The sequence below is a fragment of the Methanoculleus thermophilus genome (genome assembly GCF_001571405.1).
Classification (GTDB): Archaea; Halobacteriota; Methanomicrobia; order Methanomicrobiales; family Methanoculleaceae; genus Methanoculleus; species Methanoculleus thermophilus.
On the sequence record NZ_BCNX01000006.1, the window covers coordinates 486,842 to 511,799 of the forward strand.

25 protein-coding genes and 1 tRNA gene are annotated in these 24,958 nt (G+C 62.3%); 12 read left to right on the forward strand and 14 right to left on the reverse strand.

Annotated elements, in window-relative coordinates:
• Positions 1 to 34 precede the first annotated feature (34 nt).
• Positions 35 to 1,684: an ATP-dependent DNA ligase gene (locus MCUTH_RS05720; protein ID WP_066957012.1), complete on the forward strand. Its 1,650-nt coding sequence runs from the start codon at positions 35 to 37 to the stop codon at positions 1,682 to 1,684.
• Here MCUTH_RS05720 and MCUTH_RS05725 read toward each other — a convergent pair.
• The 3 genes from MCUTH_RS05725 to MCUTH_RS05735 are packed head-to-tail and all read right to left on the reverse strand — an operon-like array spanning position 1,681 to position 4,590.
• Complete coding sequence (locus MCUTH_RS05725) at positions 1,681 to 2,829, reverse strand: Nre family DNA repair protein (protein WP_066956782.1); 1,149 nt, start codon at positions 2,827 to 2,829, stop codon at positions 1,681 to 1,683. The genes MCUTH_RS05720 and MCUTH_RS05725 overlap by 4 nt on opposite strands.
• A gap of 2 nt (positions 2,830 to 2,831) precedes the next feature.
• Positions 2,832 to 3,866, reverse strand: a complete 1,035-nt coding sequence (locus MCUTH_RS05730; RefSeq protein WP_066956785.1) for a DUF2117 domain-containing protein — start codon at positions 3,864 to 3,866, stop codon at positions 2,832 to 2,834.
• Positions 3,867 to 3,897: 31 nt separating this feature from the next.
• On the reverse strand, positions 3,898 to 4,590 hold the full coding sequence (locus tag MCUTH_RS05735) for a TIGR00266 family protein (protein WP_066957015.1): 693 nt from the start codon (positions 4,588 to 4,590) through the stop codon (positions 3,898 to 3,900).
• A gap of 209 nt (positions 4,591 to 4,799) precedes the next feature.
• Here MCUTH_RS05735 and MCUTH_RS05740 point away from each other — a divergent pair, with 209 nt between their 5' ends.
• A complete protein-coding gene (locus tag MCUTH_RS05740) occupies positions 4,800 to 5,084 on the forward strand; it encodes an HNH endonuclease (protein ID WP_066956787.1) in 285 nt (94 codons plus the stop codon).
• A gap of 16 nt (positions 5,085 to 5,100) precedes the next feature.
• Here MCUTH_RS05740 and MCUTH_RS05745 read toward each other — a convergent pair whose 3' ends face one another.
• Genes MCUTH_RS05745 through MCUTH_RS05755 form a run of 3 tightly spaced genes read right to left on the reverse strand, consistent with a single transcriptional unit; the run spans position 5,101 to position 7,627 of the window.
• Entirely contained in the window at positions 5,101 to 5,343 is a 243-nt protein-coding gene (locus tag MCUTH_RS05745; RefSeq protein ID WP_066956790.1) for a hypothetical protein, read from the reverse strand.
• On the reverse strand, positions 5,340 to 7,181 hold the full coding sequence (locus MCUTH_RS05750; RefSeq protein WP_066956793.1) for a YgiQ family radical SAM protein: 1,842 nt from the start codon (positions 7,179 to 7,181) through the stop codon (positions 5,340 to 5,342). Before MCUTH_RS05750 ends, MCUTH_RS05745 begins: the two co-directional genes overlap by 4 nt.
• Positions 7,178 to 7,627, reverse strand: a complete 450-nt coding sequence (locus tag MCUTH_RS05755) for a PPC domain-containing DNA-binding protein (protein WP_066956798.1) — start codon at positions 7,625 to 7,627, stop codon at positions 7,178 to 7,180. Before MCUTH_RS05755 ends, MCUTH_RS05750 begins: the two co-directional genes overlap by 4 nt.
• Positions 7,628 to 7,748: 121 nt before the next feature.
• On the opposite strand from MCUTH_RS05755, the gene MCUTH_RS05760 reads away from it, so the two are divergent.
• From MCUTH_RS05760 to MCUTH_RS05765, 3 genes are read left to right on the forward strand one after another with little or no spacing between them, the layout of a single operon-like run.
• Positions 7,749 to 8,930: an acyltransferase gene (locus MCUTH_RS05760; RefSeq protein WP_224732735.1), complete on the forward strand. Its 1,182-nt coding sequence runs from the start codon at positions 7,749 to 7,751 to the stop codon at positions 8,928 to 8,930.
• Positions 8,927 to 9,091 carry a hypothetical protein gene (locus tag MCUTH_RS11720; RefSeq protein ID WP_161937576.1) on the forward strand — a complete coding sequence of 55 codons (165 nt, stop codon included), beginning with the start codon at positions 8,927 to 8,929 and terminating at the stop codon, positions 9,089 to 9,091. Before MCUTH_RS05760 ends, MCUTH_RS11720 begins: the two co-directional genes overlap by 4 nt.
• A 1-nt stretch (position 9,092) precedes the next feature.
• Entirely contained in the window at positions 9,093 to 9,623 is a 531-nt protein-coding gene (locus MCUTH_RS05765; protein WP_066956801.1) for an SRPBCC family protein, read from the forward strand.
• Positions 9,624 to 9,680: 57 nt separating this feature from the next.
• On the opposite strand, the gene MCUTH_RS12055 is transcribed toward MCUTH_RS05765, so the two are convergent.
• The 4 genes from MCUTH_RS12055 to serA all read right to left on the reverse strand — a co-directional run bounded on the left by MCUTH_RS12055 (position 9,681) and on the right by serA (position 14,379).
• Positions 9,681 to 9,809: a hypothetical protein gene (locus tag MCUTH_RS12055; RefSeq protein ID WP_263478091.1), complete on the reverse strand. Its 129-nt coding sequence runs from the start codon at positions 9,807 to 9,809 to the stop codon at positions 9,681 to 9,683.
• A 215-nt stretch (positions 9,810 to 10,024) separates the two neighbouring features.
• Entirely contained in the window at positions 10,025 to 12,178 is a 2,154-nt protein-coding gene (locus MCUTH_RS05770; protein ID WP_201784941.1) for a beta-glucosidase, read from the reverse strand.
• A 408-nt stretch (positions 12,179 to 12,586) separates the two neighbouring features.
• A tRNA-Val gene (locus MCUTH_RS05775) sits at positions 12,587 to 12,660 on the reverse strand.
• 135 nt (positions 12,661 to 12,795) lie between these two features.
• Positions 12,796 to 14,379, reverse strand: coding sequence for a phosphoglycerate dehydrogenase (serA, locus tag MCUTH_RS05780; RefSeq protein ID WP_066956805.1), 1,584 nt, complete (start codon positions 14,377 to 14,379; stop codon positions 12,796 to 12,798).
• A 95-nt stretch (positions 14,380 to 14,474) separates the two neighbouring features.
• Here serA and ppsA point away from each other — a divergent pair, with 95 nt between their 5' ends.
• The 7 genes from ppsA to MCUTH_RS05815 are packed head-to-tail and all read left to right on the forward strand — an operon-like array spanning position 14,475 to position 22,803.
• Positions 14,475 to 16,760, forward strand: coding sequence for a phosphoenolpyruvate synthase (gene ppsA, locus MCUTH_RS05785; protein WP_066956807.1), 2,286 nt, complete (start codon positions 14,475 to 14,477; stop codon positions 16,758 to 16,760).
• Positions 16,753 to 17,850 (forward strand): tyrosine decarboxylase MfnA, encoded by a 1,098-nt coding sequence (mfnA, locus tag MCUTH_RS05790; protein ID WP_066956811.1) that lies wholly within the window; start codon positions 16,753 to 16,755, stop codon positions 17,848 to 17,850. Before ppsA ends, mfnA begins: the two co-directional genes overlap by 8 nt.
• A complete protein-coding gene (gene hpt, locus MCUTH_RS05795; protein ID WP_066957020.1) occupies positions 17,843 to 18,394 on the forward strand; it encodes a hypoxanthine/guanine phosphoribosyltransferase in 552 nt (183 codons plus the stop codon). Before mfnA ends, hpt begins: the two co-directional genes overlap by 8 nt.
• Complete coding sequence (gene dph2, locus MCUTH_RS05800) at positions 18,378 to 19,325, forward strand: diphthamide biosynthesis enzyme Dph2 (protein ID WP_083524786.1); 948 nt, start codon at positions 18,378 to 18,380, stop codon at positions 19,323 to 19,325. The genes hpt and dph2 overlap by 17 nt, the downstream gene beginning before the upstream one ends.
• Entirely contained in the window at positions 19,322 to 19,933 is a 612-nt protein-coding gene (locus MCUTH_RS05805) for an METTL5 family protein (RefSeq protein WP_066956816.1), read from the forward strand. The genes dph2 and MCUTH_RS05805 overlap by 4 nt, the downstream gene beginning before the upstream one ends.
• A gap of 5 nt (positions 19,934 to 19,938) precedes the next feature.
• A complete protein-coding gene (locus MCUTH_RS05810; RefSeq protein WP_066956819.1) occupies positions 19,939 to 21,108 on the forward strand; it encodes an MFS transporter in 1,170 nt (389 codons plus the stop codon).
• A 45-nt stretch (positions 21,109 to 21,153) separates the two neighbouring features.
• Positions 21,154 to 22,803, forward strand: coding sequence for an ABC1 kinase family protein (locus tag MCUTH_RS05815; protein ID WP_066956822.1), 1,650 nt, complete (start codon positions 21,154 to 21,156; stop codon positions 22,801 to 22,803).
• 143 nt (positions 22,804 to 22,946) lie between these two features.
• On the opposite strand, the gene MCUTH_RS05820 is transcribed toward MCUTH_RS05815, so the two are convergent.
• From MCUTH_RS05820 to purC, 4 genes are read right to left on the reverse strand one after another with little or no spacing between them, the layout of a single operon-like run.
• Complete coding sequence (locus MCUTH_RS05820; RefSeq protein WP_066956825.1) at positions 22,947 to 23,228, reverse strand: ferredoxin-thioredoxin reductase catalytic domain-containing protein; 282 nt, start codon at positions 23,226 to 23,228, stop codon at positions 22,947 to 22,949.
• Positions 23,229 to 23,241: 13 nt separating this feature from the next.
• A complete protein-coding gene (gene purQ / locus MCUTH_RS05825; protein ID WP_066956828.1) occupies positions 23,242 to 23,955 on the reverse strand; it encodes a phosphoribosylformylglycinamidine synthase I in 714 nt (237 codons plus the stop codon).
• A 3-nt stretch (positions 23,956 to 23,958) separates the two neighbouring features.
• Positions 23,959 to 24,201 carry a phosphoribosylformylglycinamidine synthase subunit PurS gene (gene purS, locus MCUTH_RS05830; RefSeq protein ID WP_066956831.1) on the reverse strand — a complete coding sequence of 81 codons (243 nt, stop codon included), beginning with the start codon at positions 24,199 to 24,201 and terminating at the stop codon, positions 23,959 to 23,961.
• A complete protein-coding gene (purC, locus tag MCUTH_RS05835; protein WP_066956834.1) occupies positions 24,198 to 24,920 on the reverse strand; it encodes a phosphoribosylaminoimidazolesuccinocarboxamide synthase in 723 nt (240 codons plus the stop codon). The genes purS and purC overlap by 4 nt, the downstream gene beginning before the upstream one ends.
• Between the last annotated feature and the right edge of the window lie 38 nt (positions 24,921 to 24,958).

A 24,958-nucleotide genomic window follows, 5' to 3' on the forward strand; every position in this document is an offset into this window, starting at 1 on the left:
CACCCCGCCGGGAAATATTTCAGACGATATGGGTATGCAGTTTCTGGAGTTCGCTCAAATCTGCGAGCACCTTGAGGGTATCTCCGGGCGCCTGGAGATGATCGAGCAGGTCTCCGCCGTCCTGCCCCGTCTCGACGACGAGGAACTTCCGATCTTCGTCCGCTTCATCATGGGCAGGGTCTTTCCCGACTGGAGCACCAAAAACCTCGGCGTGGGTCCAAACCTCCTCTACGACGCCGTGGCCTACGTCGTCGGGACGAAGAGGGGCGTGGTCAGGGAGGCGATCAACGCGGTCGGGGATGTCGGTCTCGCGGTCGAGCAACTCCTGGAAAAGAAGGAGCAGACATCGTTTTTCATCCAGGAACTGGACCTCTCCGAGGTCTATCACGCTTTCGAGCGGATGGCCGCCGCAGAGGGGCAGCGGTCGCAGCGGGAGAAACTCCGCATCGTGCAGGGCCTCTTTGGGAACGTCCGACCGCTCGAGGGACGTTATCTCGCGCGGCTGATGCTCGAAGAGCTCCGGATCGGCATGGGCGAGGGGAACGTCCGCGACGCCGTCGCCCGGGCATTCAATGTCGACGTCCGCCTGGTCGAGCATGCCCACCAGGCGATGAACGACCTCGGTGCGGTCGCCCTCCTTGCCCGGCGGGACCCGGAGGCGCTCTCCCGCGTCACGATCGAGCCCTTCCACCCGGTGAAGATGATGCTTGCCCAGGCCGGGACGATCGCCGCTCAGATTGCCGATCACGGCGAGGTTGCGGTCGAGTACAAGTACGACGGGAGCCGGTTCCAGTTCCATAAGGTCGGCAATCTCTCCCGGATTTACTCACGGAAACTTGAGGATGTCACGGGCAGCCTCCCGGATATCGTAAAGATCCTCTCGGAGGCAACCGACCATGACGTCATCCTCGACGGGGAGGTGGTCGCCGTCCGGGACGGCAGGCCCATGCCGTTCCAGTACGTCATCAGGCGGTTCCGCCGTAAGCACGAGGTGAACTCGATGATGGAGAAGATCGAGCTCGTCCCGCGAGTCTTTGATATCCTCTACCTGGACGGCGAGACCCTGATGGATCGCCCCTTCGCCGAGCGGCGGAAGCTCCTTGAGGCGGTGCTCGCCGGATCATACGTTGCCCCGCAGTTCCGGGTGAGCGATCCCGCTGCGGCGGAGGCGGTCTACACCGAGGCGCTCGATCTCGGGCACGAGGGTGTGATGGTGAAGGTCCCGGACTCGCCCTACACCCCGGGCGTCCGCGGCCGCCTCTGGGTGAAGGTGAAGCCCGGTGTCGAGACCCTCGACCTCGTGGTCGTCGGGGCCGAGTGGGGCGAAGGCCGCCGGGCGGGGATGTTCGGCTCGTTCCTCCTCGCGGTTCAGGATCAGGGCCGGCTCCTCCCGGTGGGGAAGGTGGCGACCGGGATCACCGATGAGGTGCTTGCGGACCTCTATGCCCTCTTAAAGGACAAGGTCATCGCCCACTCGGGAAAAGAGGTGACGCTTGAGCCCGAGGTGGTCTTTGAGGTGGGCTACGCCGAGATTCAGACGAGCCCGAACTATGCAAGCGGCTACGCGCTCCGGTTCCCGCGGTTTGTCCAGGTCCGCGTGGACAAGAGCGTCGAGGAGGCTGAGAGCCTTGAATCTCTCGCCGAGCGCTATCGGCAGCAGAAGAATGGGCAGGGGTCGCTCTAGAAATCAAAGAGCGTCTTCTGCGTCATAATCTCCGGGATAAGTCTGCTGTGGGACCGCCAGTGGGAGAAGCCGATGATCCGCGAGGCAAGGTCGATTGCCTCCGAAAGACTCTCACACGGTGTCTTTTGGCCCCGCATGGCGTTCCGCGTCGCTTCCCGGACGACCCAGGTGCCGAGCGGCGCCCAGTACTCGCTCGTGACGTTTCTGAGCACAAGCACCCGTGCCGAGCGCTGCACGCTCTCCAGATACTCCGTGACCGCGAGGCGTGCCGAGTAGTAGGCCCCTGCGAGCGGGGAGTAGTCTGACTTGGTGAGATCTTCGCCGTCCCGGGCAATCGTCTCGCTCCCGCCGCCCCAGAGCGACTGTTTACCCCAGACCTCGATCATCTCGTACTTCCAGTCTCCGGGGACGAGGATGCAGACGATATGATTCCCGTAAAGTGAGGCGGAGAAGACCTCTATCCCGCCAAGCGGTGGGTAACGGGCGATCTTCTTCTTGAGCTGCTTTGAGACCGTGTCGTCGACCGCCGTGATCGCCCAGCGGGTAGGAACGACGCGTCGCTTCTTCTCACTCCCGAGGAGGCCGGCGGTGAGGAGCTGGGTGATCCGGTAGACGTCGGTCCCAGAGGTGTGGAGGATCTCACAGGCATCTGTCGCACCGAGATCGGTATCGGACGTCACCCGATCGACAGCCCGATCGACCCGGGCATTCCCGAGGATGTCCATCTTCTGGATGGCGCCGGTCAGCCCGACGGGTGCGATCGTCCCGTCGAACCGGAGGTCGAAGGAGACGGGTTTTGTGAACCGGACCTCCACGTCGAGGGGTTTGCTTGAAAGCGCAATCTCCTTCAGGTTCTCTGCAATCCTCATCGACTCATCCGCGCCGCGGATCGTGCGGGCCCGGAGCACCACGATATCCTCGATCCCGAGGCCCTTCGCCACCCATTCCGGCGGGTGGTCGGCGTCGTCGATCATCAGCGGCCCCCCTGCGACCTTCGGGTAGCCGTAACTCCCCACAAAGACCGACGGCGCCGCCCCCTCGTAGTGGTCGCTCTGCTTAACCGAGAGCCTGGCGTAGAACCTGCTCATGATCGGGCAGCGCTCAAGCCCGCAGAACCCTCTCCCCTTGCACTCGGCGCACTGCATCTCTATTCCTCCCGGAGGTCCAGAACGACCCGCACCCTCCCGGCGAGAGCGCGGAGCGTCTCTTCGACCCAATCCTCCCAGCAGGTTGCCTGGAGGCTGCGGGCAGCCGCAATCTCCCGGCCGATATCGTCATCGCGGCCAGAGACGACCTCGACCACCACCGATCCCTGGGCATACCCGGGCTCGATGATGGCGTCGGCGTCCCCGTCGACCACCCCGAAGATGGGGATGCCCGCGTGTGAGCAGATGTGGCCGCAGACTGCCGTGGTATCGTCGCCGATGGAGAGGACTCCGCAGACCTCTCCCTCAAGCTCGCGGTAGAGGGTATGGCCGCAGTGGTCGATGACCACGACTCGGCCGGAGCGGGGAGCGCGTTCGCCCGGACCGGGCGCCCTCCTTCGCACCGGCCCGCTCTTGCACCAGGCGGTCTGAAGGTCCGGTAGACCCGCCCGGAGGAGTTTCTCAAACCCGTGAGGCTTTGGGTCGAGGCCGGAGACGACCCATATGGTGCCGTCTTCGCTTGCAAGGACGACGGTCTCTTCCGTTGCGGTCCCGATGACGATCCCGTTTACAAAGACCGCCTCTCCAGGTATACACCCGCGGATCTCCCGCACGCCCTCCCGCCGGGTCCGGGTGCTCGTTGCGTGGACGAGGGCGTAGCCCGTCCGCTCCGCGATTGCGGCCGCGAGCCTCTCATCGGCGTTGTCCCAGCAGTAGACTGTGCTGTCTGAGCACTCCACGTGGATGAGCCCCGCAAGACGTCCGGCGACGAGTTCGCCGAATATCCGCCCGGACTCCGGGGTCTTTCCCCGGTTGACCATGCACGCGGGCCCGGAGAGTGCGCCGAGGACCACGCTCGGGCGCTCGTCCGTACAGGTGGCCGGAAGCCCCGACTCCTCGGCAGCGGTCCGGGCCATAATCCCTGCGACGAGGACCTGCCGGGGGGAGAGGAGCCCGTTCAGCCGTTCGACGTCTCCGGCATCGAAGGCTTCGGGGCCGTGCACCACCATGACGAGGTCTGCCATTGAGGGATTCATGCCGTAAAATTGGATCTTGTGGACTATCAGGTTACCGTCCCGACGTGTTGCTCTGGATGGGGAGGTAAGGAATCAATGAACTTGCGAGTTTTGCGATATCCATCGATTGCAGGACGACTTTACCCGGCCCCGTCAGCGTCGTCAGGAAGAGTCCTTCACCGCCGAAGAGGACGGTCTTTACGCCGCCGGCGAGCTGGATGCTGTAGTCGACGGTGCTCTCGAACCCGACGACGAGCCCGGTCTCGACCCGGACGACCTCGCCAGGTGCAAGCGTCATCTCCATGATGTCGCCGCAGCAGTGGAGGAAGACCTTCCCGGAGCCGGAGAGCCGCTGGAGGATGAACCCCTCACCGCCGAAAGCCCCGGATCTGAGGCGTTTGGTGAAAGCGATATCGAGGTCGACGCCCTGTTCCGAGCAGAGGTATGCATCTTTCTGGGCGATGAACTCACCGCCGGAAAGATCGAGGTCGAATATCTTGCCCGGCACATTCCCGGCGAACGAGACGAACCCCTCCCCGCCCGTTGGAGTGAACTCGGTCATGAAGAGCCCCTCGCCGGTCATCATCCGTTTGAGCCCCTTAAAGAGTCCACCCTTCATGTTGGTGGTCATCTGCATGTTCCCGCTCATGTTGACCATGGCGCCGGCCTCGGCGCAGACGCTCTCGCCAGGAGCGAGGTGGATGGTCACCATCTGCAGGTTGTCTCCCGCTATAGTATACTGCATGGAGATGCGTTTTTTGCCGTCGAACAATAGGTTTTCGGTTATCTTACAGAGAATTCTCCCAGTTCTCGCGGTTGTGCCGGACGGACCGGCGGCAGGACGGTAGAGCGCCTCTCCTCTCTCCCCTCCCGAGACCAGCCGGGAACCGGCTGTCCGTTCCGCCCCCTGCCGCCTGCCGTAAGGTATATCTTTCCAGACTGGTATCTCCCCGTGTGGTTAGCGAGCGCGGAGTACAGATAACGGCGCCTTCGAAAGAGGTGTTTGCCGGGGGAGCGTACATAACAGACGAGACCATGCAGGCTGTTCTCGAGCGGCAGTGCCACCGGTGCGCCGGGTGCAACGCCCCGCTGGTGGCCGGGTCGACGCACTTCGACTTCCGCGAACCCGTGATCTGCGGCGGCGCCCTCACGCCGGGGAACTTCGAGGCCCTCTGTCCGTTCTGTCACCAGAACAGGATGCGTCGGATCCGGGAGCGGTTTGCCGGCCGCAGAAAATAAGTACCGATCGAGTTACTCACCCGGTCATGGTCTGTAGACGGAGTGTATCTGAGGTTGGTGTGTGGCGATCTACGACGATGAGCACGGCGGGTGATCTGGCGGCGAGGTTTGCGCTCCCGGCCTCGCCCCCGGGAGGGGAATGGCGGTCCTCTACGATGAGGATGCTCGACGCCGTCGTCACCCCCGGGACGGCGGCCAACCTCGCGGCCTCGGTTGCCGTGACGACACTCGTGCTTCCCCGGATTCCGAACCGGTTCATCGCGGCGGTCGCCGGGTTTGCCGCTTGCGCGGTCCTCCAGAGGGGCTCCTGCCCCGCGCCGGGACGAGGCACTGCCACGCGTTCCCGATGAGGTCCTCTCTCCCGGCCGCCTGGAGCCCTTCGCAGACGAGCCCGTAGTTCTTCGGGTCCCGATAGTGCATGAGCGCCCTCTGGATTCTCTTCTCCCGGCCTTTCGGGACATGGACCTCCTCGAGGGTGAAGGGGTTTAGCCCGGTGTGGTAGATCGTCGTCGAGATGCTCATCGGCGTTGGCGTGAAGTCCTGGACCTGCTCGGTGTAGAGGCCCGTATCCCGGACGTACTCGGCAAGTTCGACCATATCTTCGATCCGGCACCCCGGGTGCCCGGACATGAAGTAGGGAACGAGGTACTGCCGCTTCTTCTTCCCCTCCTGGAGGGCCTCGAACCGCTTCCTGAAAGCATCGAAGACTTCGCGGGAGGGTTTCCCCATGCAGGCACAGACCCGGTCCGAGATATGTTCTGGGGCGACCTTGAGATGCCCGGAGACGTGGTGCTTGCAGACCTCTGCGAGATACTCTTCATCCTCCGGCCCGATAAGGTCGTAACGGATACCGGAGGCGATGAAGACCTGCTTCACCCCCGGTATCTCCCGGAGCCGCCGGAGCAGGCGGAGTTGCTCTTCGTGGCTGCGGTCGAGCACGGTACAGTCGATGCAACGGCGATCCGGGCAGGTCCCGGCGGACTCCCACCGGCCGCAGTGGATCCCGTACATATTGGCCGTAGGCCCGCCGACGTCCTGGATGATGCCGGTGAACTCCGGCATCTTTGCGATCCGCTCCACCTCGCGGACGATCGAGTCCACGCTCCGGCTCTGGATGATCCGGCCCTGGTGATGGGTGAGGGCGCAGAAGGAGCAGGCGCCAAAGCATCCCCGGTGACTGACAATCGAGAACCTGACGGGCTCAAGGGCGGGGATGGGCTCGGTGTAGGAGGGGTGAGCCCTCCGGGTGTAGGGGTACTCGTAGATCCGGTCGAGTTCAGGGCCGGATAGGGGCTTTGCCGGAAGATTCTGGACGACGACGGTCTTTGGGTGCGGCTGGGCCACAGGCCTGCCGCGGAAGGGATCCTGCTCGTTATAGTGCAGGGCGAACGCCCGTGCATAGGCGTACCGATCCTCCTTCACCTCCCGGAAATCGGGAAGGACGACGTAGCCTGTATGGTCCATGCCCCGCCAGGTTTTCAGGTCAACCCGGTAGGCGGTGCCGGGGATATCGGTGAGGGAGTGAATCGTCTCCCCGGCGGCGAGCCTCTCTGCAATCGTGACCACCTGGCGCTCGCCCATCCCGAAGACGAGGAGGTCGGCAGGGGCGTCGGCGAGGATGGACTGCCTGACCGAATCGGACCAGTAGTCGTAGTGGGCGAACCGACGGAGACTCGCCTCGATCCCGCCGATGACGATCGGCGTCTCCGGGAAGAGGGCGTGGATCCGGTCGGTGTAGACGAGGGTCGCCCGATCGGGCCGCAGAAGCCTCCCTCCGGGGGAGTAGACATCCGAACTCCGGCGTTTTAAGTTCGGCGTGAAGGCGTTCACCATCGAATCGACGTTTCCGGCCGAGACCGAGAAGAAGAGCCGTGGCTCGCCGAGGCGCAGGAAATCGGCATCGCTTCGCCAGTCCGGCTGGGCGATGACGCCGACGGAGTATCCTGCATCGACGAGCACCCGCCCGAGCAACGCCGTCCCGAAGGATGGGTGATCGACGTAGGCGTCTCCAGAGATGAGGATAATATCGAACCGGTCTATCCCGAGGCGCTCCGCCTCCGCAACCGTCATGGGGAGGAATTCGGGTTGATCGGTCATGGGAGTACCCGGTCAAAGACCGGCAGGTTGACGCCGGTCGCCTCGTCTGCGAGCCGCCGACCGGAGATGCCGAGGAACTCCATGACGACCGCCTCGACGACGATGTAGACCTCCGCTTTCTCCCGGAGGCATCCGGCGAGCGAACGTATCCCTTTCCCCGCCGCCGCGTGCATGTGAATCGACGGTCCATCCTCTCCCGGGTAGATGGTGGCGACCCCTAGGAGTTCCCAGCCGCCGAAGATCTCCTCTCCTCGTGGTGAGGGAGGGAGGACCGGTTCTTTTGGCCCCGTCACAATCTTTGCGTTCCGTACGGCGCCGAGGAAGTGGATCATGCCGTTCTGGATATTCATCGCCGCGACGAACCGCTCGATCTCCCTGATGAAATCCTCGCCGTCGTCGATCCGGACGGTGAATACTCTGCCGACCTGTCCTTCTGAGTACTGCATGATGGTGCAACTCCCGATAGATTGGTGGTGTCGTAAGGTATTATTAATGCCTGACCGGCCCGATCCAGGGATTCATATACCGCGGCCTTCAACCCTGTACTGCTCGCCCGCGGGCGGAGGTGTGACTTCGGTGGTCTGGTTCCGGGAGATCGAGTATATGCGCGGGTTTGCTGCCCTCGCCGTGATCGCCGTCCACATATCGATGAACTATACCCAGATCCCCACCGTGAACCTGCTTGCTCTCCTTAACCTCTTTATCTACATCGCCGCTCACTTTGCGGTGCCGGTCTTCGTCTTCATATCCGGGTGGGTGCTTGCGGCGCGATACGCGCGTGAATATCCGGTCATGACGTTCTACCGGCGCCGGGCCCGGACGATTCTCCTCCCATATCTTTTCTTTACGGCTCTCTACCTCATGGTGAGGGTGGACGGCACGATCGGGTTTGCCGGAGTGCCTACACCCGGGAGGGTGGTTGAGGCCCTTCTGCTCGGGACCGCGGCCTATCACCTCTGGTTCTTTGTGCTGATCATCCAGCTCTACCTTCTTTATCCGCTGATTGCCCTGGGCTATGACCGGTTCGACCGGGCTGGAACCGGGCTCTGCCTCCTCCTCTTGCTCCTCATCGTCCAGCCTCTCTGGAATGCAGGGGCCCATCTGGTGGGGGGGCTGGCCGGTCCGGAGTGGTATACGGTCCTGATCCGACTCTTCCCCTCGCACCTCTTCTACTTCGTCCTCGGGATCCACGTCGCCCGGCATACGGGTCAGTTCCGGTCGACACTCCGGTCGCTGCCGACGATAGGGGTTCTTGCTGCAGCTGGCGGAGGGGCTCTAGTTCTTGGCGGCATGTGGGTAGCAAGCGCCCTCCTGTTGGGGAGCCTAACCAGCACAACGCTTGCGGTCTTCTGCATCTACCGCCTCCTCGAGCCCTTCTACTATATCCCGGTCATCGCCGTGCTCGTCCTCGCGGCCTGGCGACTGGAGGGGGCAATCGGCCGGGTGAGCGCTGCCGCCCGGTCGTTTGGGGACTATTCCTACGGCATCTACCTCGTCCATCCACTCGTCATCGCCGCCGGTGCGAGCATCTTGTTCTCCCTTACGGGGCTGTCATGGGCGGACTGGCTCACCTACCCGGTGCTCTTCCTCGCGGCGGCAGCGGTGAGTTACGGGGTGGTGCGGGGGGCATCGAGGGTCCCGTACGCGGGGTATCTGATAGGAGAGTCACGGGGTTCACGGGAGCCCGGTAATAGATCGTCTTCCCACCTGGCCGAGCGGGGAGATTTTGAGATCGATCTGCCGCGGTGAACTACGATACTGTCGAGTCGGGGATCGAGGCCCCGGTCCGGGGTGACGCCGAGTTTCGGACGGCACGGCACCTCAATGGAGGTTGCCCGGTGGGTCTTGTAGCGCGGCCGATAACCTATAATATGGATGAAGTCGGTTGGGGGACGAAAGGAGATGGATAGCATGGCAGAGCAATCGCGAAGAAGCGGCGAGCAGGCGTTGAAGGAGAGGAATCCCACCCGGATCACTGCAGAGCCCGGAAAGCAGGAACTGATCATCGTCCGTGAGTTCGATGCTCCGCGAGACCTTGTCTTTTTGGCCCACACCGACCCGAAACTCTATGAGCAGTGGATCGGTCCGCGGGGCTACACCACGAAGATAGAGGCGTTTGAGGCCCGGAGCGGTGGGAACTGGCGGTACGTTCAGAAGGATAAGGACGGGAGCGAGTACGGGTTCCACGGGGTGTTCCACGATGTGACGCCGCCCGAGCGGATCATCCAGACGTTCGAGTACGAGGGGCTCCCGGAGTCCGGTCATGTCGTCCTCGAGGAGGGGAGGTTCGAGGAGCTGCCCGGCAACCGGACGAGGTTCACCGGCAGGTCGGTCTTCCTCTCGGTGGAGGATCGCGATGGGATGGTGCAGTCCGGCATGGAGGAGGGTTTGAAGGACTCTTTCTTGCGGCTCGACGAGCTCCTGGAGAGACTGCAGAAGTAGATGTAGGCCGATAGGGGGTTCTCGATCCACCCTCCCATCCATGAGCCCGGCTTCCGGTCACCCCGGCGGGCTGACCGTCGCGGCGGAGAGGAGCGCGCGGACCTCCCCGCGGATGGAGTGAGTTTCTCCGGTGATGGTGAACCCGGCGCTGGACCGGATATCGCTCGAACTGCTGCCCGCGCTCACCTCCACCGGACCGGGCTCTAGGTCGAGCCGGGCGAACCCGACGAGCTGCTGTGCGGGGGGTCACGCCGGTGGCGGTGTCGGCGGCGTAGAGTTGCACGACCTCGGTCCCGCGCCGGGTCCTCGTGTTGGTGACGGTGAGCGAGGGGGTTTCTTCTGCCGATTTTTTCCGGTGTTACAGCCTTTTGTACCATATCATCCTCTCTCGCCGGGATCGGTCAACTCCCAAACAGCCTCGCGGATAACCAGGTCTCGCCTGTCAATACCAGATCCGTGGCTGATTTCCCGATCGCCACCCGGTATGTTCCTTCTGCAATGCGCCACCTGCCGGCTTCTTCGTCGAATCGTGCAAGCAGGCGGGGGTCGGCCTCGATCGTCACCTGCCGTCTCTCACCCGGCCCGAGCAGGACGCGCTGGAATCCGAGAAGCCGCATCCGCCTCTCACCCGCCGCCTCCGTCAGATACACCTGTGGTACGTCCGCACCCTCGCGTTCGCCGGTGTTCGTCACGGTGAACCTCGCCGTGATCGTCTCGCCGCCGCCGACCGCAAGATCGCTGTAGGCAAACGTCGTGTAACTCAACCCGTGGCCGAAGGGGAAGAGCGGTGTATCACCCGTCTTTGCGAACCAGCGGTAACCGACCTCCGCGCCTTCGTCGTAATGGATGGTGGTCGGTGTGCCCCACGGCGTGCCGAGGCCGGGGAGGTCCGGCCTCGGAGTCTGGGCGAGGTCGGCCGGGAAGGTAATCGGCAGACGGCCGGAGGGGTTTACCGTCCCGGTGAGCACCTCGGCGATCGCCTGTCCGCCGGCCTGTCCTGGATACCACGCCTGGACGACCGCCTTCACCTTATCCAGCCACGGCATCGCGACCGGGTTGCCGGTCTCCAGCACCACGACGGTGTTCGGATTGGCAGACGCCACGGCCTCGATGGCGGCGTCCTGGCCCCAGGGCAGCGAGAGATCGGCGATGTCGAAGCCTTCGCCCTCGACGCGGATCCCGAAGACGATGGCGACGTCCGAGCGTCGTGCGAGCAGAACCGCCTCCGCCGGCGTCTGTCCGGGGTCAAACTCGATCTCCGCTGAGGGCAGGAGTCTCTTCAGCTCCTCAAGAGGTGACGACGGGAGAAGGTAGAGGTTCCGTGCGCGCCCCAGGGGCCCCGGGCCGCCGATCTTGACGATACCTGCATACCCACCCCCCGGGAGCACCGCACCCGATCCGGTGCCGCTCGGGACACCGAGCTGCGCGTAGCCGCCGATCACTGCGATCTTGAGCGGTCTTTCGGTCGCGAGCGGCAGGATGCCGTCGTTCTTCAATAGCACGATACCCTGCCGGGCGGTCTCGAGGGCGATCTCGTTGTGCGCTTCCATGTTGACCTCGGGCGCCGGCCCCCACGAGTCGGCCCCGACCGCGTAGAGCGAGCGCAGGATGCGGCGCACCATATCGGAGAGACGCTCCTTCGGGAACCTGCCTTCGGCGTAGGCCTTCCGGAGCGGGTCCGTGAAGGGCTCCGTCTTCCAGAAGACTGCGTCTGCCTGCACGCCGGATTCCTGGTCGAGCCCGGCGAGAGCGAACTCCCAGGAGGGCGTCGCGCCCCAGTCGGACATCACCCAGCCCTTATATCCCCAGGCGCCCTTGAGCACCTCGTTTAAGAGATAATGGTTCCCGCCAGCATACTCGCCGTTGATCTTGTTGTAGCCGCTCATGATCGCGCCGGGCTCCGAACGCTCGATCGCGATCTGGAATGCGAGCAGGTCGGACTCGCGGTGCGCCGCCGGGTCGATGATCGCGTCCAGCCAGTGCCGGTTGGTCTCGTTGCAGTTGAGCGAATAGTGCTTGAGCGTCGAGATGACACCCTGGCTCTGGATGCCGCTTACCGCCCCGGCGCCGAGGACGGCGGTGAGGAGCGGGTCCTCGGAGTAGTACTCGAAGTTGCGGCCGTTGCGCGGGTCGCGGGCGAGGTTGATCCCGCCGGCCAGCATGATGTTGAACCCCCGGATCCGGGCCTCGCGGCCGAGCAGCACGCCGCCGTCGCGGGCGAGGTCCGGGTTGAAACTCGACCCGACGACGATGGAAGCCGGCAGCGCGGTTGCGCCCGTATCGTCGGGGCGGTACCCGGGGTTGGTGATGCCCATGCTGGCATCGCTCGATCGCAACGCCGGGACGCCGAGCCGCGGCACGCCGGGCGTGTAACCGGCGCTCATGGCCACGTCTTCCGGGATGCGCTCATCACGGACTTTGATGATGCCGCCGGTGGCGCCCATGATGCTGATGATCATCGAGAATCGCTCGTCGTCGGTCATCCTCTGTTCGGTCTCGGCCGCCCGGGAATCGGCTGTCTTTTGCCCGGGTTCAAGCACTTGCGTGGTGGTCACCTCTTCTTCCCCTCCCGGCATTCCCCCGTCCGTCGGGCGGGGAACCGTGCCGCGGTGGGAGACGACACTGGTGATAAATATTTGTGTGAAACAGGGATCCGATCTCGACGCCAGTAATGGGCGATAGTTATCGTGACGGTGGTGGCATGACCGTCGGGTGACTGCACGCCTTGTCATCCGGCTCCGGGCTGGAGCATGGCACGGAGTGAGTAAAAACTGTGGGAAAAACTGCGCGTGAACAACCGGCAAAAAATCCGGTGGAAAGCGGGGGGTTGCGGATCATGCTCCGGGGAAGGCACGATCGTCCATGCGGTGAGAGGCATGAAAATACCGGATTTATCGGTCCATTTCAGGGATGCATCTCCGGGGAAAGGAACAACATAGAATCAATCGTTTCAAAAACGGTGATGGGCTCGCTGAGATTCGAACTCAGGACCTCCGCCATGTCAAGGCGACGTCATAACCAGCTAGACCACGAGCCCGTGTCTACCCGACGATCACTAATGTTGGTGTTACAGGTATAAAATGATTCCTATTCCCCACAATCGCCCCCTTACCCGCTCCATCCTATCGGGGAGCGGCACGCGGGGCAAAAAGGGGGATGATGGCCGGACCAATCAGATCTCGGCGTGCTTTGCCGTATGAATCCCGTCGATCTTCTTGATCTCTTCCATCGCTTCGGCCGGCACCGCGGAGTCGACGGTGAGGACCATCAGCGCCTCTTCGCCGGGCTTGTGGCGCCCGACCTGCATCCCGGCGATGTTCACGTTCGCCTGACCGAGGATCGTCGCGGCCTTGCCGATGATACCGGGCTTGTCGATGTGGCGGGAGATGACCACGTGGCCCGTCGGGGTCAGGTCGGTCAGGTAGCCGCCGATGCTCACGATGCGCGCGTGGTCCGGGGCCGAGACGCTGCCGCTCACCGACTCGGTCATCTTATCGGTCTTTGCGGTGATGCTGATGATGTTCTTGAAGCCGTACGCTTCTTCGGTGGTGGTCTCGCTCAGCCGGATTCCGCGCTCTTTTGCGACAAACTCCGCGTTCACAAAGTTGACCGGAGCCTGGAGGATTGGGTCGAGCATACCCTTCAGGATGACGCGGGTGATGAACTTCGTGTTCGGCAGAGTCGCTGCCTCGCCGCCGTAGGTGATCTTGATCGACTCAAGCCTTCCTTCGATGAGCTGGATGAGGAGGCTGCCCATCTTCTGCGCAAGGGCCGCGTAGGGCTCGATCACCGCCTGCTGCTCTGCGGGGATCGTCGGCGCGTTCACCACATACTTCGCCGCACCGCCCGAAAGCACGCTGATGCACTGGTTTGCGACCGATATCGCAACGTTCTTTTGCGCTTCGACCGTGCTCGCCCCAAGGTGCGGGGTGACGATCACCTTATCGAGTTCGAGGAGCGGAGAGTCCGTCGGCGGCTCGTTCTCAAAGACATCGAGCGCCGCACCGGCAACCTTGCCGCTCTTGATCGCGTCGACGAGGGCTGCCTCGTCGATGATCCCGCCACGGGCGCAGTTAATCAACCGAACGCCATCCTTCATCGTGGCGATCGACTTGGCGTTGATGAGATGGCGCGTCTCCTTGATCAGCGGCGTGTGGACCGTGATGACGTCCGCTCTCCGGAAGAGCTCCTCGATTGGCACCATCTCCACGCCGAGGCTTGCCGCCCGCTCTTTGGTGATGAAAGGATCGTAGGCGATGCACTTCATCTCCATTGCCTGTGCACGCTTTGCAACCTCGCGTCCGATACGCCCAAATCCAATGATCCCGAGGACCTTGTCGTTCAACTCGACTCCCATGAACTTCGAGCGCTTCCATTCTCCCTTCTTCAAGGATGCTGTCGCCTGGGGGATATTGCGCGCGAGCGAGAGCATCATTGCCATCGTATGCTCAGTGGCTGCGAGGGTGTTTCCTTCAGGAGCGTTTGCAACAATGATCCCCCTGCGTGTTGCCGCTTCGGTATCGATATTGTCGACTCCTGCTCCGGCACGGCCGATAAACTTGAGTTTTGTCCCTGCATCGATGACACGTGCCGTGACCTCGGTCCCCGAGCGCACCAGCAGGGCATCGTAATCTCCGATAATAGCAACGAGCTGATCTTCGGTCAGCCCGGTCTTGACATCCACATCACAGAACTCCTTCAGGATGTCAATTCCTTCCTCTGCCAGCGGGTCGCTGACCAGCACTCTATATTTCACAGTTCAACCCATATCTGATTCGACATCATGTGTATTGATGCTTTTTCCTCCCAAATCTTATTAGTAATGGTGAGAAGTATATGTGTGGTGCGAGCATGAAGGAAATGCCCAACGTTCTGTGGCTCGAAGAAATAAAAAAAGAAGATATTCCATCTGTAGGTGGAAAGGGGGCTTCTCTTGGTGAAATGACCTCGATCGGCCTCCCCGTGCCGAAGGCGTTTGTGGTTACTGCTCAGGCGTTCCGCAGATTTCTTGTTGAGACCGGGATCGAAGAGACACTCTTTCGCAGACTGGAGCACCTCGATGTCGATGACAACGGAGCGCTCGAATCCGTCTCAAGGGATGTGCAGGATCTCGTCATGAGCGTCGAGATCCCCGATCATATCCGCGAGGAGATCACCGATGCGTACAACCGGATGGGGGCGAATGGAACGGTCGTCGCCGTCCGTTCAAGCGCTACCGCTGAAGACCTGCCTGAAGCCAGTTTTGCCGGCCAGCAGGAGACTTTTCTCAATATCCTCGGGGAAGCTGACCTCCTTGACGCCATCCAGCGGTGCTGGGCATCACTCTATGGCGCGCGGGCCATCTACTACCGGGCAAAGCAGGGGTTCGACGACCGGAGTGTGAATATCGCCGTCGTCGTTCAGGAACTCATCCGGTCGGAGAAGTCCGGTGTCATGTTCACATCCCACCCGGTCACCGGCGAGCCCCTGACGATCGTGGAAGGATCCTGGGGTCTCGGTGAAGCCATCGTCTCCGGCAGCGTCTCTCCCGACAACTACGTCTATGACCTGAGATCCGGTCGGGTGGTTGACCGCCTGATCGCCGAGAAGGAGATCATGATCGTCCCCGAGGGCGAGCACGGGACAAAGGTTGTCAATCTCTCCGGCGAGCAGCGGGTCGCCCCGGTTCTCTCTGATGAGGAAGTGGCGCGTCTTGCAACGCTCGGCAAGATCGCCGAGGACCACTACGGCGTCCCGCAGGATATCGAGTGGGCGATCGTCGGGAACGAAATCTTCATCCTCCAGTCACGACCCATCACGACGATCAAGCGGCCGGAGATTCCTCGTGGAGGACAGGCCAAGCCGATGGGCGCACAGGGTGTGATCTTGCTCGAGGGTCAGGGTGCCTCTCCAGGTATTGCGACCGGCCGCGTCGTGATCGTGCGCGACGTCAAAGATACGAGCGCGGTCAAGGACGGCGATATCCTGGTCACCCGGATGACCAACCCCGATATGGTGCCGGCGATGCGGCGGGTCAGCGCCATCGTCACCGACGAAGGGGGCATGACCTGCCACGCGGCGATCGTGAGCCGTGAACTTGGTACACCTGCGGTCGTCGGGAGCAAGAAAGCAACGAAAGTCTTGAAAGATGGACAGATAATCACCGTCGACGGGGAGAAGGGTATCATCTACGACGGGACGCTCGAGACCCCGGCGGTCGCCGCTCCGGCACCTGTTGCAGCAGCGGCAGCGGCGGCCCCGGTCATCACCGGTACACTCGTCAAGGTGAACGTCTCCCTGCCGGAGGCCGCACAGCGCGCCGCTGCCACCGGTGCCGACGGCGTCGGTCTTCTGCGGATCGAGCACCTCATCCTCGGCCTCGGCAAGACCCCCGGCTGGTATATCGCGCACGGCAAAGAGGAGGAGTTTATTGCCGAACTCTACCGCGGCATCAAGATTGTGCTCGACGCTTTCCCGGGAAAACCCGTCTGGGTCCGGACGCTGGATGCTCCGACTGACGAATTCCGGAACATGGAAGGCGGCGAGAGCGAACCGATCGAGCACAATCCGATGCTCGGCTGGCGTGGCATCCGCCGGGACTTAAAGAGCCCCGACCAGTTCAGGATGCAGGTGGAGGCCTTCAGGAGGCTCTGGGCTGCTGGCTACAGCAACCTCGGCGTGATGTTCCCGCTCGTCAACCATCCAAAAGAGTTCATCCAGGCCCGGGCCATGATGGAGGAATGGGGCGTCGACGTCGAGAAGGTGACCCTCGGTGTGATGGTCGAGATCCCCAGCAGCGCCATCCTCATCGATGACTTCATCAAGGCCGGCATCCGGTTCGCCTCGTTCGGAACGAACGATCTTGTCCAGTACACGCTCGCCATCGACCGGAACAACGAGAACGTTGCCAATATGTACGAACCCGAGCACCCTGCCGTGCTCAAACTGATCGACTACGCCATCAAAGCCTGCCGCGCAAACGGTGTCGAATGTTCCATCTGCGGTCAGGCCGGCTCCGATCCGAAGATGGTGGCCTGGCTCGTCGAGCACGGGATCACCAGCGTCTCCGCAAATATCGACGCTGTCCCGCGCATCCGTGAGGCCGTGGCGCGAAAAGAACGGCAGATCCTTCTTGATGCGGCGAGAAGAAATGCGTGAACATGGCTGTCCTGAGGAAGACCTCTTCTCCTTCCTTTCGTCAAAGCGGCGGGAGGATCTCGGTTACCATAAAATCTTGAGTTCGATGTGCACGCCGCCCCACCCGATCGCGGCGCGGGCGCATGCGCTCTTTCTTGAGACCAACCTCGGCGACCCCGGGCTCTTCCCCGGGACGGTCGCGCTCGAGGAACTTCTTGTTGAGAGGCTCGGCACCCTGATGCATCATCCCGAGGCCGGAGGATACGCAACAAGCGGCGGGACGGAGTCCAATATCCAGGCCCTTCGGATCGCAAAGAAACTAAAACCGGTCAGTTCGCCGAACATTGTGGTCCCGGCTTCGGGCCACTTCTCATTCCAGAAAGCCTGCGATATCCTGGGGCTTGAGATGCGGGTGGCGCCGCTTGACGCCAACTTCCGGGTGGATGCAGAGGCAGCGGGGGATCTTGTTGACAAAAACACGGTCGCTCTCGTTGGTATCGTCGGGACGACGGAGTACGGCATGATCGATCCGATCGCCGCCTTATCCGATATTGCCCTTGACCGAGACGTCTTCCTTCATATCGACGCCGCGTTCGGGGGGCTGGTCGTCCCGTTCCTCGATCACCCGGTTCCGTTCGACTTCGAACTCCCCGGTGTCGCCTCAATCTCCGTCGACCCCCATAAGATGGGGATGGGCACCATCCCGGCAGGCTGCCTCCTCGTCCGTGACCCGTCGTGTTTTGCGTCCCTCAACGTCGAGACACCATACCTGACCGTGAAGCGGGAGTGTACCCTCACCGGCACCCGGCCCGGCGCCTCGGTCGCGGCGGCCGTCGCAGTCCTCGAGTACCTCGGGATGGATGGCATGCGGGCGGTGGTCGCCGGGTGCATGGAAAATACCCGGCGGTTGATCGAGGGGATGGAGACGATCGGTTGCCAGAGAGCCGTGAGCCCGGACGTCAACGTGGCGACGTTCTCCTGCGACCGCGCTCCCCCCGGCTGGCGGGTATCGCGGACCCGGGCCGGGCATATGCGCATCGTCTGCATGCCCCACGTCACCCGCGATGTGATCGAGGCATTCTTGAAGGAAATGGGTGAAATCTATGCTTGAGCGCTTGATTCAATCATTGGAAGCCTCTCCGGTCATGAAGCGGGGAGAGTACAACTACTTCATCCACCCGATCACCGATGGGGTGCCGCTCCTTGAGCCAGCCATCCTCCGCGAGATCGGGTGTGCCATGGTCCGTTGCCTCAACCTTGAGGGCGTCGATAAAATTGTCGTCTGCGAGGCGATGGGCATCCACATCGGTGTCGCCCTCTCGATGATGACCGACATCCCGCTCGTAGTCGTCCGGAAACGCCCCTACTATCTCCCCGGGGAGGTCGCGGTGCACCAGACAACAGGCTACTCGAAGGGGGAACTCTACTTAAACGGCGTCAATGCAGGCGACCGGGTCGTTATAATCGATGACGTCTGCAGCACCGGAGGGACGCTCCAGTGCCTCATCAGTGCGATCGAGAGCACGGGCGCCGAGATTGCCGACATCTGCGTGGTCGTCGGTCGGGGCGATGCGGATCTCTGCCTATCTGTCAAGACCCTGGTAAAGGTCGAGGTCTCCGAGGACCGGGTGCGTGTTGTTGATACCTATTTCTGATCTTGTCGCGAAGCTCCGGCGACGGGGGGCACGTTCCGTCGCCCTCCAGTTCCCTGCCGGGCTCGCCCGGCAGGCCCCGGGGACGGCCGCCGCTCTTCGCCGCGAAGGATTCGACGTGATCGTCAGCGGCGATCCCTGCTATGGGGGCTGCGACCTTGCGCTCGATGCACTCCAGTATGCCGACGTCCTGGTTCACTTCGGCCACGCACCGGTTGAGGAGCGTTCCAACGTCATCTACGAGCCGGTCCGGTTCGATTTTGACGTCGCGGTGCTCGAGAGAGCCCTTCCTGACTTACACTCCCGCCGCATCGGTCTTGTCACGACCATCCAGCATCTTCACCTGATCGGTGCGATGGTGGCGTTCCTTCGCGAACACGGCATCGAGGCGATCGTCGCCCCCGGGGATCAGCGCACGCCGATCCCCGGACAGGTGCTCGGCTGCAACTTCGCCGCCGCACGGGCGACGGGGGCCGACGAGATCCTCTTCGTCGGGACCGGGGTCTTTCACCCGATCGGGATCCATCTTGCGACCCGCTCAAGGGTGGTCGCGCTCGACCCCTTCACAGGGGAGGTGCAGGAGGTGGACGCCGACCGCCTGATCCGCCGCCGCGCTGCGGTGATGGAGAAGGCCCGGGATGCCTCAAGTTTCGGTGTCATCGTCAGCACCAAGAGCGGGCAGCGGCGGATGGATCTTGCCCGGCGGCTCGTCGCCCTCTCTGATAAGGCCGTGCTCGTCGCGATGCGGGAGGTCTCGCCCGCCGAGATGCTCGATCTGGGGTTTGCGGCGTATGTGAACACCGCCTGCCCGCGGCTCGCCTACGATGACCAGATCCGGTTCCCGGTCCCCGTGCTGACGCCGCCGGAGTTCGAGATCCTCTGCGGTGCCCGTGCCTGGGATGATTATACAATCGATGAATACCTCGCACCATGAACCTGCGGCACCTTGAGATGCGGCTTGAGCGCCTGGAGGGTTTTGAGCGGCCGACGGCCCGTCTCGAGCAGTACCAGACCCCTGCATCGGTAGCGGCCCGCCTCCTCCACCACGCTGCGATGCAGGGGGCGATCGAGGGGCGACGGGTCTGCGACCTTGGATGCGGGACCGGGATCCTCGCCTGTGGAGCCGCCCTCCTCGGCGCCTCCGCCGTGACCGGGATCGATGTTGACGCGGGCGCAATCGAGGTTGCCCGGAGGAACGCGGAGGCGTTCGATCTCTCCATCGAGTTTTTAGTCGCCGATATTCGGAGCCCGGACGTCGACTGGGCTGGCCTTGCCTGCGACACCGTCGTGATGAACCCGCCGTTCGGGGCGCAGAAGGCGCATGCCGACCGGCCGTTCATCGATCGGGCGCTTGAACTCGCGGGAGAGGTCTACGGCATCTTCAATGCGGGCTCGACCCCGTTCGTTGCCGCCTACACCGAAGGCCAGGCGACGATCGAGGAGGTGATCCGGTGCGAATTTCCCATGCGGCGGACGTTTGCGCACCACCGTAAAGACCGAGTAGATATCACGGTGGAGGTCATACACTTAAGCAGGATCTGACAACCGTGACTGCTGATACCAAGCCGGTCTGGGGACTCTCCGCAGCCCACCTGGTAACCGACCTCTATTCACCTGTCCTTCCTGCAATTCTCCCGCTCCTCATCGTGGATCAGGGTTACTCGTTCTTCCTCGCCGGGCTGATCGTCACGATCTATAACCTCACATCGTCGTTCGTGCAGCCGCTCGTCGGCTGGATCTTCGATACCCGGGGGTTTGCCGTCCACGTCGGGACAAGCGTGGCGATAAGCGCGATCTTCATATCCATCGTAGGTCTGTTGAATAACTACTACCTCGTCCTCGCGTCCGTCGCCGTCGCGGCGCTCGGGCACGCTTTCTTCCACCCGAGTGCGCTCGGCACCGTCAGCCGCCTCACCCGGGATGCGAGCCGGGGCCGGATCACCTCCTACTTCGTCATCGGCGGCAACCTGGGCTACGCGATCGGCCCTATCTGCGCCGGAATCGTCGTCGGGCTGATGGGCCTTCCGGGCCTCGTCATCCTCGCCGTTCCCGGCATCGCGATTGCGGCGGGACTCAGACGTATCCTCCCCGCCCCCGACCGCGACGCCGTTCCGGCGAAGTCCGTCCCCGCCGCAAAGCCCTCGTACCGGGCGATTGCTCTCCTGGTCACAGCCTCGGGCCTCCGGGCGTGGGCAATCTTCGGCTCGGTCGCATTCCTTCCCACCATCCTCACCATGCGGGGGTTCGACCTCGTGACCGCAAATCTCCTGGTCTCGGCGATGCTCATCGCCGGGGTCGTGGGACAGGTCGTCGGCGGCACGCTCTCGGACCGCTACGGCCGAAAAGAGTTCACGATCGTCGGGCTTGTTACCGCTATCCCGCCGTTCGTCGTATTCCTCACCAGTGGCGGTATTCTCTCGCTCGTCGCCCTGATGGTCTTTGGGTTCATTCTCTGGTCGACCTTCGCCGTCACCGTCGCCATGGCCCACGAGATCGCCCCGGGCAATGTCGGGCTCGTCTCCGGCCTGATGCTCGGGCTTGCGGTCGGCGTGGGCGGGATGGGTGTCTCGGTCACCGGCTGGATCGCCGATATGACCACGCTCTCGATCGGACTCATGACAATCCCGCTCGCGATCGTCCTATCTGTTCCGCTCTTCCTTTCCGTCCCCTACCCCTGGAAATCTCTCGCCCGGCGCCGGCTCCCCTCCCGGGGATGACCCGGCCCCAGACCCTTAAGTACCGGAAGAGCGGATTCATCCCCGATGGTCACCCGGCTCCAGCGTTATCGGCAGATAGCGGACGTACTGATCAAGTACGGTTTTGGGATTCTCGTCGAGGAGGTCATTCCCGGGAGCGAGAGGTTGCGTGCGTTCCGTAAAACTCCGGAAGAGGAGCGATCGATATACGTACGTATCCGGCTTGCCATCGAAGAACTGGGGCCGACCTACATTAAGTTCGGCCAGATCATGAGCACCCGCCGGGAACTCCTGCCGCCCGCGCTCATCGAGGAACTGCAGAAACTCCAGGACCGGGTTGCCCCGCTTCCATTTACGGAGATCCGGCCTGTGATCCAGGAATATTGCCCGAACCTCGAGGAGTGCTTTGATATCATCGAGGAGGAGCCGGTCGCGGCGGCCTCTCTCTCGCAGGTGCATCGTGCGGTGACGAGGGACGGGCAGGTCGTCGCGCTCAAGGTGCAACGCCCGGGAATCGTCGACCTGATCGAGACCGATCTGGTCATCCTGCAGTCGCTTATGACGCGGGCAGAGTCAATCTTCCCCGACCTGCGGGTATACAACCTGCGGGGGATGGTCGAGGAGTTCTCGACGCAGATCCGGCGTGAACTCGATTTCACCCAGGATGGAATGAACGCAGAACGCCTCAAGCGGAACTTAAGCGACGTTGCGTGTGTGAAGATCCCCTGCATCCACTGGAAGATCTCCGGCCGCCGCCTGCTTGCCATGGACTACATTGAGGGGGTGCGTATCGACGACGTGGCGGCCATCAAGGCTCTCGGCCTCTTCCCGGAAGAGATTGCCGATATTGGCTTTTCCGCCTACGTTCACCAGATCTTCGTCGACGGCTTCTTTCACGGCGACCCCCATCCGGGCAACCTCCTGGTGACGGATCAGGGTGAGATCGCCTTCCTCGATTATGGCCTAGTCGGGGTCCTCCGCCCGGAACGAAGGCGCGTCTTCGTCGAACTTCTCCTCGCCATGACCCGTACGGACGTGGCCGGGGTGATCGCGGCGCTCGAGAAACTCGACGTGCACATCCGCCCGGCGGATCTCGATTCGGTAAAAGACGATCTCTACATCGTTCTGCTTGACTACCGGGAGATGAAACTCGAACGGGTGAACTTCGCGGTCACGCTCCGCGGCCTGACCGACACGCTGCGCAGGTATCACATCCGTGTGCCGTCCAGCCTGATGCTGATGACGAAGGTGATCATCATGGTGATGGACATCGGCACCCGGCTCGACCCTACGTTCAACTTTGACCAGAGGATCCGCCCCTACCTGATCGAGATCGCAACCCAGCAGCGGCTATCACCCGACAATCTGACGGGTGCGGTCAGGTCCTTCATGGGCGCCGCGGAGAGCCTGCTTGCCATCCCGGGGAACGTGAACAAGGCCTTAAATACTCTCTCGGAGGGGACCGTCACGATCGAACTCGAGAACCACGACCTTGCCGAGATCGTCAACGTCGTCGACCGGACGAGCGACAAGATCATCGTCGCGCTGGTGGTCGCCGCGGTCGTCGTGGGCTCTTCGCTGATACTCCGGGTTGCCGACCTCCCGATTCCCGAATTCGTCTCGCTCCTCGCCACACTGGGCTACATCGTCGCGGTGATCATCGGGTTCTACGCGATCTACAGCGCCCTTCGGCATGGACGGACGTTTCAGCGGTGATGAACGATCTTCGAAGGCCGTTCGGCGCGAAGCGCAAACCTGGTGATCGTGGGCACCATTTGGTGGGGGGTATGCTTCCCTATGGGGATGTCATTCCACCCCGGGCGGATACAGCAGCGAGCCTTATTTGGGACTGCAAAAAATTATTCAGATTTCCTCTTGAAGAAGAGTCGGCAATGGCAGGCACCCTGCTCTTCGATCTCTTTTTCGTGGTAGATGCAGGGGCAGATAATGATCCGGTCCTTCTCGGGGTCCCCGCTCCGGAGCCTGCAGGGGCAGTATGCCGCACCATACTTCTCCTGGTTCCGGGCGAGCCCGCGGAGAACGGCTGAGAGTTGCTTCTCATCGACGTTTAAGACGTAGCCTTTCTCCTTCGCGTAGATCTTCGCTTTGGCCCGCGCCTTCTCGATCCCTTCTTCACTCATAGTATAACTCCCATTATGCAACTCTCCGGGCCCCGTGCTCCTCGATATAGGCGATCATCGAGTTAAATATTTTGACGCCGTCGTCTGAGCCAAGCACGGGTTCACTGGCACGCTCGGGGTGCGGCATCATCGCAAGCACGTTTCCGTTCTCCGAGAGGACGCCGGTGATATTCTCCGTCGACCCATTCGGGTTGCTCTCCGATGTAACGTTGCCATGCTCGTCGCAGAACCGGAACGCGACTCTATCTTTGCGGTTCAACTGCGCGATAGTATCCTCCGGGGCGACGTACCGGCCTTCTTTATGCGCAATCGGCACCCGGATGACCTCGCCCTTGCGATAGAGTGCGGTGAACGGCGAGGTGTTGTTCTCGACACGGAGATAGACGTGCCTTGAGATGAACTTCGGGTAAGCGTTCAGTGTGAAGGTGCCCGGGGTCAGTCCGGCCTCCGAACTGATCTGGGCCCCATTGCAGATCCCGAGGACCAGCCCGCCCTCGTTCGCGTGCCTGACGATCTCGGTCATAATCGGTGTCCGGGCGGCGATGGCCCCCGCCCGGAGATAGTCCCCGTAGGAGAACCCTCCGGGGAGCACCACAGCGTCGTAGGGACGGCGGAGTCCGTCTTTGTACCAGACAAGGTCCGTATCGACCCCGCAGACATCCGCGAGGACGTGGTAGGTGTCCCGGTCGCAGTTGCTGCCACCGAACTGCACCACAGCAAATCTCATGCCTTACTCAACCTCAATCGTGTAGTTGTGGATGACGGGGTTTGCGAGGAGCCGCTCGCACATCTGTCCGGCCGTCTCCCGCGCCGCCGCCGCATCCGTCGCATCGAGCGTGATCTTAAAGAGGCGCGCAGTGCTCAGGGACTCGGTTGGAAACCCGAGGTTTGCGAGGGCGTGCTGGATGGCACGCGCTTCGGGGTTGAGCATTCCCTCTTTGAGGGCGATGGTGATGGTTACGTTATACTTCATACAGATTCACCTGGGGGAGAGAGAATTCGTTTCGCAACGCCGGCGTAGGTCTCCATGACGTCTCCCTTATTGAACCGGTAGACGTCCTTGTCGAGAGACGCCCCGGTCTCCTTGTCCCAGAGCCGCATTGAGTCCATGCTGATCTCGTCGCCGACGAGGATCTCGCCATTGTAGCGGCCGAACTCAAGTTTGAAGTCGACCAGGGTGATGCCGCGTGCATCAAGATACTCCCGGAGTATATCGTTTATTGCGAGCGCTGTGGCCTTGATCTGGTCAAGTTCCTCGGGCGTGGCGAGGTTGAGGGCGTAGATCAGATCATCGTTTAACATAGGGTCGTGGTGAGTGTCGCTCTTGAAATCGATGACGATCACCGGCGGGTCGAGCGGCTCTCCTTCCTTGAAGGGGTAGTTGCGCACGATCGACCCGGCCGCGACGTTCCTGACGATCACTTCAAGCGGGATCATCTCAAGCCCTCGGACCGCGATGGTGCCGGGTTCGATGCTTCTGATGTAGTGGGTGCGAATCCCGTTCTCCTCCAGGTATCTGAAGAAGAAGGTGGATACCTCTGCGTTATATCTTCCTTTGCCGCTCAGGGTATCTTTCTTCTCGCCGTCGAACGCCGTGATGTCGTCCCGGAACTTCATAATGTATATGCCTGGTTCGTCGGTGCGATAGACGGACTTTGCCTTCCCAGTATAGAGGAGGTCTACCTGTTTCATGGCCAAATCTCCTGATAGGTGTTGATCGGGATTGGTGA